Genomic DNA, 16,247 nt, shown 5'->3' with positions numbered 1-16,247 from the left:
CCAGCACAGGACTATCCGGCGTGGCTCTCCCGATCAAGGATCGCCACCCGTCCGGGCCTCAGCCCGCGTCGGACGCCGAGTCGTCTTCCGCCTCCGCCTGCTCCGCGATCCGGGCGACCGAGACCACCTCTTCGCCCTCGGCCGTGGAGAAGACCCGCACTCCGCCAGCGCCGCGCGAGCGGAAGGAGATGCCGTCCACCGGGCAGCGTATCGACTGGCCGGTCGAGGTCGCCAGCATGATCTGGTCATCCGGCTCGACCGGGAAGCAGGCGACAAGCGGACCGCCGCGCATCGCCCGGTCCATCGCCGCCACGCCCTGACCCCCGCGGCCCCGCACCGGGTAATCGTGGCTCGACGACGTCTTGCCCGCACCGCCCGCGGTGATGGTGAGGATCAGGTCCTCGGCCGCCGACATCTCGGCATAGCGCTCCTGCGAGAGCTGGCCCTCCTCGACGTCGAGTTCGTCCTCGTCGGGCTCGGCGTCGTCGGGCGCACCGGCCACCAGGCGACGCTGCTTGAGATAGGCGGCGCGCTCGTCGGGGCTGGCTTCGAAATGGCGGATGACGGACATCGAGACGACCTCGTCGCCCTCTGCCAGCCGAATGCCGCGCACCCCGAGCGAGGCGCGCGAGTTGAAGACGCGTACATCGGTGGTCGGGAAGCGGATCGCGCGACCCAGCCGGGTCACCAGCATCACGTCGTCGTCCTCCGAGCAGATGCGGGCGTTGATCAGCCGCGTGCCGACATCCTCGTCCTCGAATTTCATCGCGATCTTGCCGTTGCGCATGACATTAGTGAAATCCGACAGCCGGTTGCGGCGGACGGTGCCGGCCGAAGTCGCGAAGACGATCTGCAGGTCGCCCCAATCCTTTTCGTCGCGGTCGACCGGCATGATTGCGGCGATCGAGACGCCGGTCGGGATCGGCAGGATGTTGACGATGGCCTTGCCGCGCGCAGTGCGCCCGCCGAGCGGCAAGCGCCAGGTCTTGAGCTTGTAGGCCATTCCGTCGGTGGTGAAGAAGAGAAGCTGGGTATGGGTGTTGGCTACGAAGAGCGTCGTCACCACGTCGTCATCCTTCAGGTCGCCGCCCGAGAGACCCTTGCCGCCGCGCCGCTGAGCCCGGAAATCGCTGAGCGGCGTGCGCCGGATATAGCCGGACTGGGTGACCGTCACGACCATGTCCTCGCGCTCGATCAGGTCCTCGTCTTCCATGTCGCCGGACCAGTCGACGATCTCGGTGCGCCGCGGCACGGCGAACTGGTCGCGCACCTCGATCAGCTCGTCGGCGATGATCTTCATGATGCGATCGCGCGAGCGCAGGATGTCGAGGTAGTCGACGATGCTCTTGGCAAGCTCTTCAAGCTCGTCGGTGACCTCCCGGACACCCATCGCGGTCAGCCGCTGGAGCCGCAGATCGAGGATCGCGCGGGCCTGGGTCTCGGACAGGTTATAGGTCCCGTCCTCGTTCATCCGGTGGGTCGGATCGTCGATGAGGCGGATGTAGGCGGCGATGTCCTCGGCCGGCCAACGGCGGGTCATCAGCCTGTCACGGGCATCGGCGGGGTCGGCGGAGGCGCGGATCGTGGCCACCACCTCGTCGACATTGGAGACCGCGACGGCGAGGCCGCAGAGGATGTGGCTGCGTTCCCGCGCCTTGCGCAGCAGGAAGGCGGTGCGGCGGGCGACCACCTCCTCGCGGAAGTCGATGAAGGCGGTGAGGAACTGGCGCAGCGTCAGCTGCTCAGGCCGTCCGCCGTTGAGCGCCAGCATGTTGCAGCCAAAATGCGTCTGCATCGGCGTGAAGCGCCAGAGCTGGTTCAGCACCACATCCGGCGTCGCGTCCCGCTTCAGCTCGATGACCACGCGCACGCCGACCCGGTCGGATTCGTCGGCGACATGGGCCACGCCCTCGATCTTCTTGTCGCGCACCATCTCGGCGATCTTCTCGATCATCGAGGCCTTGTTGACCTGGTACGGAATCTCGTCGAGTACGATGGCGTAGCGATCCTTGCGAAGCTCCTCGATCCGCGTCTTCGCCCGCAGGATCACCGAGCCGCGCCCTTCCAGATAGGCCTTCCGCGCACCGGACCGACCGAGCATGATTCCGCCGGTCGGAAAATCCGGGCCGGGGATGTATTCGATCAGGTCCTCGGACGACAGGTCCGGGCTTTCGATCAGTGCCAGCGTGGCGTCGATCACTTCGCCGAGATTGTGCGGCGGGATATTGGTCGCCATGCCAACGGCGATGCCGCCCGCGCCATTGACCAGCATGTTGGGGAAACGCGCCGGAAGGACGGTCGGCTCGCGGTCCTTGCCGTCGTAGTTGTCCTGGAAGTCGACGGTGTCCTTCTCGATATCGGCCAGAAGGCTTGCCGCGGGCTTGTCCATGCGCACTTCGGTATATCGCATGGCGGCAGCGTTATCGCCATCCATGGAGCCGAAATTCCCCTGCCCGTCCAACAGCTTGAGCGACATCGAAAAGGGTTGCGCCATGCGCACCAGCGCATCGTAGATCGCGCTGTCGCCATGGGGATGGTATTTGCCCATCGTGTCGCCCACAGGTCGCGCCGACTTGCGGTATGGCTTGTCATGCGTATTCCCGGTCTCGTGCATCGCGTAGAGGATGCGCCGATGCACGGGCTTAAGCCCGTCGCGCAAGTCCGGAATCGCCCGGCTCACGATCACGCTCATCGCGTAATCGAGATAGGAGCCCTTCATTTCTGCCGCGATGTCGATCGTCGGGCCATCGTAGCCGGAACGTTCGGGGCGGTCTTCTTCTTGGTTTTCAGGGGGTTCCGGCGTATCGTTCATTCTCTGCCTGCATTCTGGGCGGACCGCTATATCTTGTTGGCGTATCTTACTCCATCCGCGAGATCAGGTGCAATGGCAGGCGCGGAAAACCTCTGTCAGCCACGGCAGAAGACTGCCAACAAACTGTTTTTCTTGAAAAATAACAAATGTGCAGGAAAATCGATCTGCGAGCCAATGACAAGGAGATGCGCGAATGAGCCGCGAAACGGAACTGATGCTGAAGGGCTACGGGCTGACCACCGCAGAGATGTTCTACCGGATGCCGGATTACCAAAACGTTCTCAACAGCTTCATCTGGCAGGATTACGACATCGCGCCGGATCACCCGCGGCTCTTCCGCTTCATCGAGTTCTGGCAGGAGAAGATCGAGGGCCCGCTGCACTCGGTCCGGTTCACCCACCGCAAGGAGATCTCGCCCGGCGAGTGGCGGCAGGTGAAGGGAGAGTTCTACCTGAACTGACCCCACCCGGCCCACCGCCGGAACCCGGCGCGCGGATGCGGTGCCTCAGTTCGCCGTGCCCTGCGCCTTGGCGTGATCGGAGATCCGCGCGAAGAGCAGCCTGTAGCGCTCCGGCACGGGGTCGAGCCCGGTGATCCAGCGCAGCAGGTCCTGGTCCATCTCGCCCAGCAGGTCTTCGTAGAGGTCGAGCTCGGCCGCATCCATCGTCGCCAGCATGTCGTCGGACCAGCGTCCGAGCACCAGGTCCATCTCCTTGATGCCGCGTCGCCAGGAGCGCATGTGAAGGCGCTTAAGCCGCATTTCGCGGGTCTCGTCGGTCATGTATCGGTCGCCTCCAGCAGGGCCGTTCTCAGGCGTTTTTCCACGCGCGCGAGTCGGTCGGCCGCATCGTCCATTTCGGCACGGATCTGGCGCAGTTCCAGGAGCAGCGACCGGATCTCGGGGACCGGCACCGACTCCTCCTCGGCCGGCCCGGTCAGCCCGTCCCCCTCGCCGTTCAGGAGCCACATGAGCGAGACGCCGAGCACGCCGGAGAGCATCTGCAACTTGTTGGCGCGTGGCTCGCTGAGGTCGTTCTCCCAGCCGCGCACTGTCTTCACCTTGACGCCGAGGCGCCGGGCGAGGTCGGTCTGGTCGAGCCCGAGGGCTTCGCGGGCGCCGGCGACGCGGTCGCCGAATGTCGCGGTGTCGGCGCCATACCAATCGGTCTTCTCATCCATCGGGCTCTCCATGGGCGTCGGTTAATCCTTGATCGGCCCCAAGCGCAAGCCTAAGAAGCGCGCGGACCTTTCCACAAAACAACATGACCGGAGGCCCCTCATGTCTTTTCTGTCCGCGACCCTCGACCGGGTAAAACCGTCGCCGACCATCGCCGTGTCGACCAAGGCGCGCGAACTGAAGGCCGCCGGGAAGGACGTTATCGGCCTCGGTGCCGGCGAGCCCGATTTCGACACGCCCGACAACATCAAGGCCGCGGCGAAAGCCGCGATCGACGCCGGCGACACGAAATACACCGCCCCCGACGGCACGCCGGCGCTGAAGCAGGCGATCTGCGCAAAGTTCAAGCGTGACAACGGGTTGGACTACACCCCCGCGCAGATTTCAGTCGGCACGGGCGGCAAGCAGATCCTCTACAACGCGCTGATGGCGACGCTGAACCCCGGCGACGAGGTGATCATCCCGGCGCCCTACTGGGTGTCCTATCCCGACATGGTCCTGCTTGCCGGCGGCGAGCCGGTGGTCGTCGAGGCCCGGGCCGAGACCGCCTACAAGCTGACGCCCGCGGCGCTGGAGGCGGCCATCACCGACAGGACCAAGTGGTTCATCTTCAACTCGCCCTCCAACCCGACGGGTGCGGCATATACCCGCGACGAGCTAAAGGCGCTGACTGACGTGCTGGTTAAATACCCGCATGTCTGGGTGATGACCGACGACATGTATGAACATCTCGTCTACGACGACTTCGAGTTCACCACCCCTGCCCAGGTCGAGCCCACGCTCTATGAGCGCACGCTGACCTGCAACGGCGTGTCGAAAGCCTATGCGATGACCGGCTGGCGGATCGGCTATGCGGGTGGTCCCGAGAAGCTCATCGCCGCAATGCGCAAGATCCAGTCGCAATCGACCTCGAACCCCTGCTCCATCAGCCAGGCCGCGGCAGTCGAGGCGCTGAACGGCACGCAGGACTTCATCCCGAAGAACAACGAGGTCTTCAAGCGACGCCGCGACATGGTGGTGGAGATGCTGAACGAGTGCGAGGGCATCTCCTGTCCGAAGCCGGAGGGAGCCTTCTACGTCTATCCCTCGATCGAGGGCTGCATCGGCAAGACCACGCCGGCCGGAACCAAGATCGAGAATGACGAGGTCTTTGCCACGGCGCTGCTGGAGGAAAAGGGCGTTGCGGTGGTGTTCGGCGCGGCGTTCGGGCTCGAGCCCTGCTTCCGCGTCTCCTACGCAACCTCGGACGAGAACCTCAGGGAAGCCTGCACCCGCATCAAAGCGTTCTGCGCCTCGCTGAGCTAGGATACGGCGAGCAAACACATTGCTGACGCGTCGGGGGGCCGTGCCCCCCGCGCCCGTTCCGAGCGCCCCTTGGGATGCTTTCAAGCAGAAGTACTCCCGGGCGCCCAAACCACCTTTGTCTGCTCCCGAGTATCCCCGCCGGAGGAACGATCCGCAGGACCGTTCGCTGTCTCGTCTGTCTTTACCCGTGCCATCGCAGAAACCGGAAGGCAGGCGGCAAGCGGATCAGGCGACGTCGAGTCGGTTCCAGTGGAGCATCTGCGATTCCACCACCCTGCGCGCGAAGGGGGCCATGCCGGCGGGTCCGGAGGCGCGGTCCTTGAGGTGGATCGAGAGGTCCGGACGGCGGGCAGCGATCACGCCGACGAGCTCGCCACGGATGCTGTCGTCGAGCCCTGCGCCCATGACCACGCAGCGGATGTTGGGCTCTGCCTCGAGCTGCGCGATCACCTCGGCGCGGTCATGCGCGCCGAGCCAGTGAATTGGAAGGTCCTCGAGTTCCCGGATCACGTTTTCCATGACGTCCGGAAGGCGGCCGATCAGAAGGACAACGGGTTTCATCTCTTCCTCCCTGCAGGTGCAATTGGGAAGATCGCCGCCTGGCGCGGCGGTCCAAGTCCAGCATAGCACAGGCGCAGCGGAAATTCTTCCCGCGCAACGACGGATGGACACGGGATCAGGCAGCAGCTAAGCGCGCGCCATGCCACGCTTTGCCTTGAAGATCGAATATGACGGCGCACCCTTTGCCGGCTGGCAGCGCCAGAAGAGCCTCCCCTCGGTTCAGCAGGCAGTCGAGACGGCGCTCGGCCGCCTGCAACAGCCCGCACCGACCATCGCAGCCGCGGGGCGGACCGATTCCGGCGTCCATGCGCTGGCGCAGGTTGCGCATGCCGACCTGACCCGCGACTGGGAGCCGTTCCGGCTCTCGGAGGCACTGAACTATCACCTCAAGCCTTACCCGATTGCCATTCTCGGCGTCGCGGTCGTTCCGGACGACTGGCATGCCCGTTTCTCGGCCCGGGAGCGGCGCTACCTGTTCCGGCTGCTCAACCGCCGCGCCCCCGCAGCCCTGGCCGCGGGCAAGGTCTGGCAGGTGGCCCATCCGCTCGACGTCGCGAGGATGCAGGTAGGCGCGGAGTTCCTCCTCGGGCGGCACGATTTCACCACCTTCCGCGCGTCCGAATGCCAGGCCGACAGCCCGGTCCGCACGCTCGACCAGCTTGACATCCAGACGATCGACACCCCGCTCGGCCCGGAGATCCATTTCCATGTCCGCGCCCGGTCCTTCCTGCACAATCAGGTGCGGAGCTTCGTCGGAACGCTCGAACGGGTGGGCGCCGGCGCCTGGGAACCGGAGGATGTCCGCACGGCACTGGAAGCGCGCGATCGCGCGGCCTGCGGGCCGGTCTGCCCGCCGCAGGGGCTCTATCTCGCGGGCGTGGGCTACCCTGAGGATCCCTTCGGCTGAGCGCCGGGCTTGGCACGTTTCGGGCGACGGGTCAGGACCTGTTGGGCGATCCCTGCGAAGAGCAGGTAGGCGGATGTCGCCACGAGACCGAATCGCGCCAGGCTCTCGGGATGGAACGACACCCAGGCCGCCCAAGCCGCGCAAACCGTCCAGAGCATTGCCACCGGCAGCGACAGCCAGCGCCAGCGGCGTGTCCGGACCGGGTGGATGAAACGCAGCGAGGTGAACATCGCCGCCGCCAGGGCCACGATCACGATCATGCACAGCCAGACCGGCGGCTTGAGCGCGAAGATCACCAGGACCACCATGTTCCAGCAGCCGGGGAACCCGGCGAAGGACTTGTCCTCGGTCTTCATCCGCGTGTCCGCGAAATAGAGCGCCGAAGTGAAGGTGATCCCGATCAACGCCGCCCAGCCGGTCCAGCCGGGCAGCAGACCGGAGGCAAAGAGCGCGAAGGCGGGGATGAAGACATAGGTCAGATAGTCGATGATCAGGTCGAGCAGCGCGCCGTCGACCTGCGGGGCATGCGCGATCACATCGTATTTGCGCGCCAGCGGACCGTCGATGCCGTCGACCATGAAGGCCGCGACCAGCCAGACGAACATCATCGGCCAGTCGTAGGAGACCGCCGAGATCAGCGCCAGCATGGCGAGGACCGCGCCGGTGGCGGTCAGCAGGTGAACGGAATAGGCGCGGTGCTGTGGCTTCATGCGGGGGCGGATTCTTCCCTCAGGCGATAGGAGGGGACCATAGTGCGGGGAGCCCCCCCTCCGCAACCGCCCGGCAGGCAGTTCCCGGGCACTCGGGAGAGATCGGACCACGTCACGCCAGCGGGTGCGCCTTGTCGTAGACCTCCATCAGACGTGCGGCATCGACCGCCGTATAGGCCTGGGTCGTCGAGAGCGAGGCGTGGCCCAGCAGTTCCTGGATCGACCGCAGGTCGCCGCCGGCGGCAAGCAGGTGGGTGGCGAAGCTGTGGCGCAACGCGTGCGGCGTGGCGGTCGCCGGCAAGCCAAGCTGCAGGCGTGTGCGCTCCATCGCCAGTGCGACGAGGCGCGGATTGAGCTGGCCGCCACGCTTTCCGCGGAAAAGCGGGCTGCCCGGCGCGAGATCGAAGGGGCAGAGCCGAACATATCCGGCGACCGCGGCGCGCGCGGCCGGCAGCACCGGGACCAGCCGCTCCTTGCCGCCCTTGCCGCGAATCCGCAGCACCTCGCCCATCGGCAGGACATCCGCCGCGAGCCCGAGCGCCTCGGAAATCCTGAGGCCGCACCCATAGAGAAGCGTCACCACCGCGACGTCGCGTGCCGCGATCCACGGTTCCTCGGATTGCAGTTCGATCGTGTCGATCACAGCCCGCGCGGCCTCCTCGGCGAGCGGCCGCGGCAGCTTGCGGCGATATTTCGGGGCGCGGGCGGCGAGGATGGCGGTGGCGTCGAACTCCTCGCGCTCGGCCATCCAGCCGGCGAAATTCTTCACCGCCGAGAGGGCGCGCGCCAGCGAGCGGGCAGACAGACCGCGGGCACGCTCATTTGCCATCCAGGCCCGCATGTCGGATGTCGTCAGCCGGGAGAGCGGCGCCGGCCCGAGGCTCTCGCCGAAATGCCCGGTCAGGAAGCCGAGGAAACCTGCAAGGTCGCGTTGGTAGGCGGCAAGCGTGTTGCCGGCCACGCCGTCGACCGCGCGGAGGTGGTCGAGCCAGCGGGACATCGCGTCGGTGAGCGCGTCGGAGATGCCTGTCAGCTCAGCCATCGGCGCATCTGGCGCTCGAACACGCCGCCGAAGAAGGCCAGCAGGTCGGTCGCCTGGTTGGGACGGAACTGGTGCGGGTCCTCGGAGCCGAGCGCCAGCATGCCGGGCAGCGTTCCGGGGCCGAAATCGAGCGTCAGGAGCGCCTCGGAATTGATCCAGTCGGCATCCGCGCCATAGAGCGCCTCGCTCTCGGGACGCAGCTGGCGCAGGGTGACGGCGCGAATCGGTGCACCCGCCCGACCCTGGGTGATGTAATCGGCGATGAATCCCGGGTGGACGACGCTCAAGACGTCGCCGAGCCGGCGCACCGCAATCTCGCCCTCGGCATTGGCCGAACTCTCCAGCACGAGGCGGATGGAATCGACCCTCAGAATCGCCGCGACCTCACCGCCGAGCCCCCGCAGGAAGGTCTCGAATCCGGTCGGATCGAGCATCGCGAGCACCGCGCGATGAATCTGGTTGGTGCCGGCGAGGTTGTCATAGGCCGCCGCGATCACCGAGCGATGCGTGTCCTCGAGCCGGTCGAGCCGGCTCTCCAGCCGCTCCATGGCGATGCCGCGCAGGTCTATGATATTGCCGCCGAGCGATTTTTCGTTCGCAGCGATCAGCGCCCGCATGATGTCACGGTCGTCGAGGATGACGTCGGGTTGCGAGATGATCTTGTCTCTCAGCTCTTCCAGGTCCACGGCCGTATCGCTCATGCTCGTCCCGTTACTTCAACTTCGCCCGGCAAGTGTATACCGGGAGGCAGAATTTCCCGAGAAGTTTTTGCACATGACGCGGCTCGGCCGTCCAGACCCTTGTCGTGGCGTCGGCGATTTGCGAAGGAAATGATCGCCACGGGTGGCGCGGCGGCCACAGGCAACCGGCCCCGAAGCGCCGGCGCAAGGCGCCGGTCGGGCGCTGCGGGAGACGGCATGACGGAGAGGGATTGGTTTGCGGAGGGCGAAACGGTTGCGGTTCAGACCACGCAGCCGCTCGACCGCTGCCTTGACTACGCCGCGCCCGAAGGCGGATGCGCGCGCGGCGCCTTCGTCGAGGTGCCGCTGGGGCCGCGGCTGGTGCTGGGTGTTGTCTGGGGTAAGGGCGCGGGCGGGTTCGACCGCGCCAAGCTGCGCGCGGTAAACAAGGTGCTCGACGTGCCGCCGATGCGGGACGAGATGCGCGCATTCCTGGCCCGTTGCAGCGACTACACGCTCACCCCGATGCAGGCGATGCTCCGCATGGCGACCCGCGTGCCGGGGCTGACCAATCCGCTCTCGATGCGGCAGGTCTACCGGCGCGGCACCAGGCATCCGGCGCGGATGACCGACGCGCGGCGGCGTGTTCTCGAGGTTCTGGAGGAGTATGGCGGGCTCGCCTTCACCCTGTCGGAGCTGGCCGGAACAGCGGGGGTTTCGACCGGCGTGGTCAAGGGGCTGGTGGCGCAGGGGGCGGTGCTCGAGGAGGCGAGCCCGCGCGACCTGCCCTGGCCGAAGCTCGACACAGCCCGGGCCGGGGTGCCGCTGAGCGAGGCTCAGGCGGCGGCGGCGGCGGCGCTCAGAGACGCCGTGCAGGCCGGGCGCTACGGCACCACGCTGCTGAAAGGCGTGACCGGATCCGGCAAGACTGAGGTTTACCTCGAGGCGGTGGCGGAGTGCCTTCGGGCCGGGCGGCAGGCGCTGGTGCTGCTGCCGGAGATTGCGCTGACCGGCGAGTTCCTCGCCCGCGTCGAGGCACGGTTCGGCGCGCGTCCGGCGGAATGGCATTCGGGCGTCACCATGACCGAGCGGCGGCGCTGCTGGAGAATGGTGGCCGAGGGCGGCGCGGAGCTGGTGGTAGGCGCGCGCTCGGCGCTCTTCCTGCCCTTCCGCGACCTCGGCCTCATCGTCGTCGACGAGGAGCATGACAGCTCCTACAAGCAGGAGGACATGGTCTTCTACAACGCCCGCGACATGGCCGTGCTGCGCGCATCGCTCTCGGACGCGCAGGTGGTGCTGGCTTCGGCGACGCCGTCGCTCGAAAGCTGGGCCAATGCGGAGGCGGGGAAATACGCCCGCCTCCAGCTCGGCACGCGCTTCGGGGCGGCGGAGATGCCGACCATGGAAGCCATCGACATGCGCAGCGAGGCGCTGCCGGCGACACGCTGGATCTCGGGCACGCTCGAGCGCGCGGTGGCCGCGCGGATCGAAGCGGGCGAGCAGGCGCTCCTCTTCCTCAACCGCCGCGGCTACGCGCCGGTCACGATCTGCCGGGCCTGCGGCCACCAGATCGGTTGCGACCATTGCGACGCGCGGATGGTCGAACACCGGTTCCAGAAGCGGCTGGTTTGCCACCAGTGCGGCGAGACAAAGCCGATGCCGGTTGCCTGCCCGAGTTGTGGCGTCGAGGGGCGGCTTGCGCCGGTTGGGCCCGGCGTGGAGCGGCTGGCCGAGGAGGTCGTCGGGCTCTTTCCGGACGCACGCGTAGCGGTTCTCTCATCGGACCTCTTCGGCTCGGCGCGGGCGCTGAAGGCCAAGATCGCCGAAATCGCCGCCGGTGGGTCGGATATCATCATCGGCACGCAACTCGTCGCCAAGGGTCACAACTTCCCGCTGCTGACGCTCGTCGGCGTCATCGACGCCGATCTGGGGCTACAGGGAACGGACCTGCGCGCGGCCGAGCGGACCTTCCAGCTTGTCCGCCAGGTCGCCGGCCGGGCCGGGCGGACAGCCGAACGGCAGGGCGTGGCGATGCTTCAAACCCACCAGCCGGAGCACCCGGTGATCCGGGCGATCCTCTCCGGCGACGAGGACGGGTTCTGGGCCGCCGAGGCCGCCGAGCGGCAGGCGGCGGGCATGCCGCCCTACGGACGGCTGGCGGGTATCATCCTCTCTTCACCCGATGTCGCGGAAGTGTTCGACTTCGCCGCCGCGCTGGCGCGGGCCGACGCGCCGCTCCGTGCGGTGGGTGCAGAGGTCTTCGGGCCGGCGCCGGCGCCGATCGCGCGGGTGCGCGGACGGCACCGGGTGCGCCTGCTGGTCAAGGCGGCCAAGGGCGTGCCGCTGCAGGGCGCGATCGCACGCTGGCTCGAACCGCACCGGCAGCCGGCGAACCTGCGGCTCAGCGTCGACATCGACCCGCAGAGCTTCTGGTGAGCACCGGACGAAAGGCGGCGCGACGACGATGCCGCGCCACGGGAATGCCCGCCAAGCGGACTGCGCAGCCGGCTCCAGGGACCCTATTCGTCACCGGCTGAAGGCGGTCGCGCTAACGACTTCGTGTGCGCTTTTGATCCTTCCGGACGCCGGGCGTGCTACGCTTCGTGCTATGGTTGCATCGAAGGCCGCCACTCATCGGCGCCCGCTTGGGCGGTCGACCAATGCTCTGCGGGCGCATGTGTCGGAGGCACCGAACAGATGACCAAGACAATCGGAAATCCTCTTTCCTGGTCCGCGCACGGGATCGGCGTCGCCGGGTCGGCCGTCGTCGACGGCGTGTCCCAGATCAGCGGCACCGAAGACGCGACGCCGGAGATCCGCGATATCGGCCTCGCCGATATCCGCGCCGCACTTCGCAAGGGCCGCTCCGACATGGTGGCGTTCCGCAGCGACGTCTTTTTCGCCATCGTGTTCTACCCTCTGGTTGCGATCCTGCTTGTGAGTATCGAGACCGACATGACCCTCTTACCGTTGCTCTTCCCGCTGCTCGCTGGCTGCGTCCTGCTCGGGCCACTGACGGCCGTCGGTCTCTACGAAATGAGTCGCCGCCGGGAGAGCGGGGAGCCGGTGAACTGGGGCGACGCGTTCGGAGTGCTGCGCTCGCCGTCACTTGTGCCGCTGGCGCTGCTGGGCGTCGCGCTTTTGGTTCTCTTCTTCTTTTGGGTCGGCGCGGCGGCGATCCTCTATGACGTAACGCTCGGGCCGGAGCCGCCGGCAAGCCTGGGCACATTTGCGACGGACGTGTTCGGAACCGCTGCGGGCTGGGCGATGCTGCTGCTGGGCTGCGGCATCGGCTTCGTCTTCGCCTGCGTGGTACTGGCGACCAGCGTTGTTTCCTTTCCACTACTGCTGGAGCGGAATGTCGGCTTGGTCCGCGCCGTGACGATCTCCGTTCAGGTCACCCGCCGGAACCCGCATACGATACTGGTCTGGGGATTCATCGTCGCGATTGCCCTGCTGGTCGGTGCATTGCCGCTCCTGCTCGGGCTGATCTTCGTCATGCCAATTCTTGGCCACTCGACCTGGTATCTCTACCGCGCCGCGGTGCGACTCGATCCGGCGCAGGGAGACGGCAGCGCGGAGACCTGATCGCAGTTCCCGCGTCAAGCTCCTGAAAGCCAGTAGCATGCCGGCGCGTGCCCGCCGCCACAAGTTCGACCCGGAATGAAAAGCCCCGGCGCGAAACGCCGGGGCTTGCGGTTATTCTCGCTCCGGGCGCCCTGCCCGGCCGCGCAATTATCAGATCAGCGAGCCCATCTTCACGGCCGTGTCGGCCATGCGGTTCGAGAAGCCCCACTCGTTGTCATACCAGGACAGCACCGAGCAAAGCGTGCCGTCCATGACCTTGGTCTGGTCGAGATGGAAGATCGACGAATGCGGGTCGTGGTTGAAGTCGATGGAGACGTTCTTGAACGCGGTGTAGCCGAGAACGCCCTTCATCGGACCGTCAGCCGCCGCCTTGACCGCTTCGTTGATCTCTTCGACCGAGGTCTCGCGCTTGGCGATGAACTTCAGGTCGACGACCGAGACGTTCGGGGTCGGCACTCGGATTGCGAACCCGTCGAGCTTGCCGGCGAGATCCGGCAGCACGAGGCCGACGGCCTTGGCGGCACCGGTCGAGGTCGGGATCATCGACATCGCCGCGGCGCGGCCGCGGTAGAGGTCCTTGTGCAGCGTGTCCAGCGTCGGCTGGTCGCCCGTGTAGGAGTGGATCGTCGTCATCATGCCCTTCTCGATGCCGATGGCGTCGTTGATCGCCTTGGCAAACGGGGAGAGGCAGTTGGTTGTGCAGGAGGCGTTGGAGACGACGAGATCGTCCTTGGTCAGCACGTCATCGTTGACGCCGAACACGATGGTCTTGTCGGCGCCTGCGCCGGGGGCGGAGATCAGCACGCGCTTGGAGCCGTTCTCCAGGTGCATCGCCGCTTTCTCGCGCGCGGTGAAGATGCCGGTGCATTCCATCGCGATGTCGACATCGCCCCAGGGCAGTTCCTTGGGATCGCGGATCGCGGTCACCTTGATCGGGCCGCGGCCGATGTCGATCGTGTCCTCGGTGGTAATCACTTCGCCCGGAAAACGGCCATGCACGGAATCGAAGCGGATGAGATGGGCATTGGTCTCGACCGGACCCAGATCGTTGATCGCAACGACTTCGATATCGTCACGGCCATTCTCCACGATGGCGCGGAGCACGTTCCGTCCGATGCGGCCGAAACCGTTAATGGCAACTTTCACTGTCATGGTCATTTCCTCATGTCTGAGCGGGATCATCTCGGCTGAATCGCGGGGCCGTCCCGCGGCGCCGGAATGGAACTACCAGAGCGTCGCGCCGGAGCGCGGCCCTTGGCCGTTTTCATACTCGGATCACCGGTCATGTCACCATTCAAATCCCGGAAGCCGGTGCACGCGGAACGCATGGCGGCCCGGCGATGCCTGCTTGGACGGGGGGCGACGACGGCCGGCCGGGGCGCCGCGGAGGACCGGCCGCAAGGCGGTCCGGACGCTACCCGCCACGCCCAGCAATTTGCACATGCAGAAAGATCGCACGTTGTTTTTCTTGGCGGATTTCTCCTCTACCCTTTGCTGACCACCGCCCCACGCTGCGCCGCAGAAAGACGTGGCGAGACGCCTGTATGGTGTCGTCGGAATCCAAATCGAGCCCGGAATCGTGGCCGCACGGGCGAAAACCGCCTGCGGTAGCGGTATCACTGGCGGCAATCTGCCACGCCCCCGCCCGGCGGCTCTCGCAACTTGCATCGACGCGACGCCACGCACTCTGCGGCGGATTGTTGAAAAACCACCGCGATTCTGGCACAAGAGGCAGGTCAGCGTCCGAACCGCAGAAAGATGGCGAGACGCACAGAAACGAGGCAGTGAAGATGAAGATCCTGACAACCACCGTCCTGGTGTTTGCCCTGGCTGCGCCGATGGGCATCGCCACCGCCCCCGCCGCTGAAGCCGGCTCGACCATCGAGCGGGCCTGCATGAAATCCAACCGTCGGACCGCTGCACCGTCGCTTTGCGGCTGCATCCAGCGTGTCGCCGATCAGATGCTGACGCGGCGCGACCAGAAAATGGCGGCGAAGTTCTTCAAGGATCCGCATCGCGCGCAGGAGGTCCGCCAATCCGACCGCGCATCCCATGAGGAATTCTGGAAGCGCTACAAGGCCTTCGGCCAGAGCGCCGGCAAGATCTGCGGCTGAAAAAAGGGCGGCAACGGCGGGCCCTGTCTACCTCTGGGCGGGGCTACATATCCATGACTAACGGCACCGCTGTCCTGCGTGCCGCGATCGGCGTTTCCGCTCGCTCTTTCTGAAACAAGTTGGCCGCGCGTCACCGCGCGCCGATCTCTCCCGACGCGATCTTCTCGAGCAAGCCTTCGGCTGCGTCCTCGATCATCGCGAGCACTGCCTCGAACCCGCCCTCGTAATAAGGATCGGGCACAGACCGCCGCCCGCTGCTTCCGTAGGAGAGGAACATCTCGACCGGCGTGGTATTGCCGCGCGGCCGCATCCGCTCCATCGCGCGCAGATTGTCCTCGTCCATTGCCAGGATCAGGTCGAACTCCGTGAAATCCCGCGGCTCCGCACGGCGTGCCCGCAGCCCCGAGATGTCGTAGCCCGCCGCACGCGCCTCCGCCTGCATCCGCCGATCTGGCGGCTCGCCGATATGCCAGGCACCGGTACCCGCGCCGTCGAATTCCGCCGCGATTCCGGCGCGCGCCGCGAGCGCCCGCGCCACTCCCTCCGCCGTGGGAGACCGGCAGATATTGCCGAGGCAGACGAAGAGAATGCGGGGCGCGTCGGATCCGGTCATGCCGCCTGACTGCCCGCCGCCGGCGGTGAGGTCAAGCCTGCGCGGCGCGACACATCCAAGGCTTGACCTCACCGCCGGAGCCGTTTTGGTGGTTCAGCGGGACGGGCGCGCGCCGCCCGGGACGGAACGAGGCGCGAAGAGGAACCGGCATGAAGAAGATCGTCATTCTCACCGGCGCGGGCATCTCTGCCGAGAGCGGGCTAGGAACCTTCCGGGACGCGGGCGGGATCTGGTCGCAATACGATCTCGAGAATGTCGCCACCCCCGCGGGTTTCGCGCGCAACCCATCGCTTGTGCACGGGTTTTACAACGCCCGTCGGGCGAATGCGCTGGCCGCGCGCCCCAACGCCGCCCACAGGGCACTCGCCCGGCTCGAACGCGACTGGCCGGGCGAGGTGATTCTCGTAACGCAGAATATCGACGACCTGCACGAGCGCGCCGGCCACGCCCGGGTGATCCACATGCATGGCGAGCTGATGGGGGCGACCTGCGCGGCCTGCGGCGCGCATTGGGAGGCCCCGCGCGAGATGCGCGCGGCCGATCCCTGTCCCGAATGCGGCGAGCCAAAGACGCGCCCCGACGTCGTCTGGTTCGGCGAGATGCCCTATGACCCCCAATTTCCCAAGTGATCCGACGATTTTGCTGCGCTGATGGCCGCATTTCTGTTATTCTTCAGAGAGTTGGGCGGCGTGAAGGTGGTGTTGGATGGCTCACCCATCGGGTGCAGGGTCGCGGGAC

15 protein-coding genes and 1 pseudogene are annotated in these 16,247 nt (G+C 66.6%); 7 read left to right on the top strand and 9 right to left on the bottom strand.

What is annotated here, in order from left to right; translation table 11 throughout:
- Positions 1-58 precede the first annotated feature (58 nt).
- Positions 59-2,812: a DNA gyrase subunit A gene (gyrA, locus tag EU800_RS09270; protein ID WP_129630876.1), complete on the bottom strand. Its 2,754-nt coding sequence runs from the start codon at positions 2,810-2,812 to the stop codon at positions 59-61.
- A gap of 193 nt (positions 2,813-3,005) precedes the next feature.
- Here gyrA and EU800_RS09265 point away from each other — a divergent pair, with 193 nt between their 5' ends.
- Positions 3,006-3,272 carry an usg protein gene (locus tag EU800_RS09265; protein WP_129630874.1) on the top strand — a complete coding sequence of 89 codons (267 nt, stop codon included), beginning with the start codon at positions 3,006-3,008 and terminating at the stop codon, positions 3,270-3,272.
- Positions 3,273-3,317: 45 nt separating this feature from the next.
- Here the strand turns inward: EU800_RS09265 and EU800_RS09260 are convergent, their stop codons facing one another.
- Together EU800_RS09260 and EU800_RS09255 are read right to left on the bottom strand one after the other, a co-directional pair.
- The gene (locus tag EU800_RS09260) at positions 3,318-3,593 is read right to left on the bottom strand and encodes a succinate dehydrogenase assembly factor 2 (RefSeq protein ID WP_129630865.1); all 276 of its coding nucleotides are present in this window, start codon (positions 3,591-3,593) and stop codon (positions 3,318-3,320) included.
- Positions 3,590-3,991, bottom strand: a complete 402-nt coding sequence (locus tag EU800_RS09255) for a helix-turn-helix domain-containing protein (protein ID WP_129630863.1) — start codon at positions 3,989-3,991, stop codon at positions 3,590-3,592. The genes EU800_RS09260 and EU800_RS09255 overlap by 4 nt, the downstream gene beginning before the upstream one ends.
- A gap of 100 nt (positions 3,992-4,091) precedes the next feature.
- Between EU800_RS09255 and EU800_RS09250 the strand changes: the two genes are divergently transcribed.
- Positions 4,092-5,294, top strand: coding sequence for a pyridoxal phosphate-dependent aminotransferase (locus EU800_RS09250; protein WP_129630861.1), 1,203 nt, complete (start codon positions 4,092-4,094; stop codon positions 5,292-5,294).
- A 225-nt stretch (positions 5,295-5,519) separates the two neighbouring features.
- Here the strand turns inward: EU800_RS09250 and EU800_RS09245 are convergent, their stop codons facing one another.
- Positions 5,520-5,855 (bottom strand): hypothetical protein, encoded by a 336-nt coding sequence (locus tag EU800_RS09245; RefSeq protein WP_129630859.1) that lies wholly within the window; start codon positions 5,853-5,855, stop codon positions 5,520-5,522.
- Positions 5,856-5,994: 139 nt separating this feature from the next.
- Here EU800_RS09245 and truA point away from each other — a divergent pair, with 139 nt between their 5' ends.
- The gene (truA, locus tag EU800_RS09240) at positions 5,995-6,762 is read left to right on the top strand and encodes a tRNA pseudouridine(38-40) synthase TruA (protein WP_129630857.1); all 768 of its coding nucleotides are present in this window, start codon (positions 5,995-5,997) and stop codon (positions 6,760-6,762) included.
- Here truA and EU800_RS09235 read toward each other — a convergent pair.
- From EU800_RS09235 to EU800_RS09225, 3 genes are all read right to left on the bottom strand, one after another.
- On the bottom strand, positions 6,738-7,472 hold the full coding sequence (locus EU800_RS09235) for a phosphatidylcholine/phosphatidylserine synthase (RefSeq protein ID WP_129630855.1): 735 nt from the start codon (positions 7,470-7,472) through the stop codon (positions 6,738-6,740). The genes truA and EU800_RS09235 overlap by 25 nt on opposite strands.
- 112 nt (positions 7,473-7,584) lie before the next feature.
- A complete protein-coding gene (locus EU800_RS09230; RefSeq protein ID WP_129630853.1) occupies positions 7,585-8,514 on the bottom strand; it encodes a tyrosine recombinase XerC in 930 nt (309 codons plus the stop codon).
- Complete coding sequence (locus EU800_RS09225; protein WP_129630851.1) at positions 8,502-9,215, bottom strand: DUF484 family protein; 714 nt, start codon at positions 9,213-9,215, stop codon at positions 8,502-8,504. The genes EU800_RS09230 and EU800_RS09225 overlap by 13 nt, the downstream gene beginning before the upstream one ends.
- A gap of 216 nt (positions 9,216-9,431) precedes the next feature.
- Here EU800_RS09225 and EU800_RS09220 point away from each other — a divergent pair, with 216 nt between their 5' ends.
- Together EU800_RS09220 and EU800_RS09215 are read left to right on the top strand one after the other, a co-directional pair.
- Complete coding sequence (locus EU800_RS09220) at positions 9,432-11,630, top strand: primosomal protein N' (protein WP_129630849.1); 2,199 nt, start codon at positions 9,432-9,434, stop codon at positions 11,628-11,630.
- Between the two features lie 261 nt (positions 11,631-11,891).
- Positions 11,892-12,782, top strand: a complete 891-nt coding sequence (locus EU800_RS09215) for a DUF2189 domain-containing protein (RefSeq protein WP_129630847.1) — start codon at positions 11,892-11,894, stop codon at positions 12,780-12,782.
- 150 nt (positions 12,783-12,932) lie between these two features.
- Here the strand turns inward: EU800_RS09215 and gap are convergent, their stop codons facing one another.
- On the bottom strand, positions 12,933-13,934 hold the full coding sequence (gene gap / locus EU800_RS09210) for a type I glyceraldehyde-3-phosphate dehydrogenase (RefSeq protein WP_129630845.1): 1,002 nt from the start codon (positions 13,932-13,934) through the stop codon (positions 12,933-12,935).
- A gap of 638 nt (positions 13,935-14,572) precedes the next feature.
- Here gap and EU800_RS09205 point away from each other — a divergent pair.
- Positions 14,573-14,896, top strand: coding sequence for a hypothetical protein (locus EU800_RS09205; RefSeq protein ID WP_129630843.1), 324 nt, complete (start codon positions 14,573-14,575; stop codon positions 14,894-14,896).
- A 130-nt stretch (positions 14,897-15,026) separates the two neighbouring features.
- On the opposite strand, the gene EU800_RS09200 is transcribed toward EU800_RS09205, so the two are convergent.
- Positions 15,027-15,509 (bottom strand): low molecular weight protein-tyrosine-phosphatase, encoded by a 483-nt coding sequence (locus EU800_RS09200; protein WP_129630841.1) that lies wholly within the window; start codon positions 15,507-15,509, stop codon positions 15,027-15,029.
- Positions 15,510-15,658: 149 nt separating this feature from the next.
- Between EU800_RS09200 and EU800_RS09195 the strand changes: the two are divergent.
- Positions 15,659-16,117, top strand: a pseudogene (locus EU800_RS09195) (Sir2 family NAD-dependent protein deacetylase); the annotation flags it as partial.
- Between the last annotated feature and the right edge of the window lie 130 nt (positions 16,118-16,247).

Source organism: Tropicimonas sp. IMCC6043, from assembly GCF_004146235.1.
In the GTDB taxonomy this organism is placed as follows: Bacteria; Pseudomonadota; Alphaproteobacteria; order Rhodobacterales; family Rhodobacteraceae; genus Tropicimonas.
The sequence above is the reverse complement of the archived record's forward strand: the minus strand, read 5'-3'. Positions and strand labels throughout refer to the sequence as shown.

Coding starts and splice junctions, on each gene's coding strand:
- EU800_RS09245 (WP_129630859.1), bottom strand. CDS start 5,855: ATGAAACCCGTTGTCCTTCTGATCGGCCGCCTTCCGGACGTCATGGAA.
- EU800_RS09260 (WP_129630865.1), bottom strand. CDS start 3,593: ATGACCGACGAGACCCGCGAAATGCGGCTTAAGCGCCTTCACATGCGC.
- EU800_RS09200 (WP_129630841.1), bottom strand. CDS start 15,509: ATGACCGGATCCGACGCGCCCCGCATTCTCTTCGTCTGCCTCGGCAAT.
- EU800_RS09205 (WP_129630843.1), top strand. CDS start 14,573: ATGAAGATCCTGACAACCACCGTCCTGGTGTTTGCCCTGGCTGCGCCG.
- EU800_RS09235 (WP_129630855.1), bottom strand. CDS start 7,472: ATGAAGCCACAGCACCGCGCCTATTCCGTTCACCTGCTGACCGCCACC.
- EU800_RS09250 (WP_129630861.1), top strand. CDS start 4,092: ATGTCTTTTCTGTCCGCGACCCTCGACCGGGTAAAACCGTCGCCGACC.
- gyrA (WP_129630876.1), bottom strand. CDS start 2,812: ATGAACGATACGCCGGAACCCCCTGAAAACCAAGAAGAAGACCGCCCC.
- EU800_RS09220 (WP_129630849.1), top strand. CDS start 9,432: ATGACGGAGAGGGATTGGTTTGCGGAGGGCGAAACGGTTGCGGTTCAG.
- EU800_RS09265 (WP_129630874.1), top strand. CDS start 3,006: ATGAGCCGCGAAACGGAACTGATGCTGAAGGGCTACGGGCTGACCACC.
- EU800_RS09255 (WP_129630863.1), bottom strand. CDS start 3,991: ATGGATGAGAAGACCGATTGGTATGGCGCCGACACCGCGACATTCGGC.
- gap (WP_129630845.1), bottom strand. CDS start 13,934: ATGACAGTGAAAGTTGCCATTAACGGTTTCGGCCGCATCGGACGGAAC.
- EU800_RS09225 (WP_129630851.1), bottom strand. CDS start 9,215: ATGAGCGATACGGCCGTGGACCTGGAAGAGCTGAGAGACAAGATCATC.
- EU800_RS09215 (WP_129630847.1), top strand. CDS start 11,892: ATGACCAAGACAATCGGAAATCCTCTTTCCTGGTCCGCGCACGGGATC.
- truA (WP_129630857.1), top strand. CDS start 5,995: ATGCCACGCTTTGCCTTGAAGATCGAATATGACGGCGCACCCTTTGCC.
- EU800_RS09230 (WP_129630853.1), bottom strand. CDS start 8,514: ATGGCTGAGCTGACAGGCATCTCCGACGCGCTCACCGACGCGATGTCC.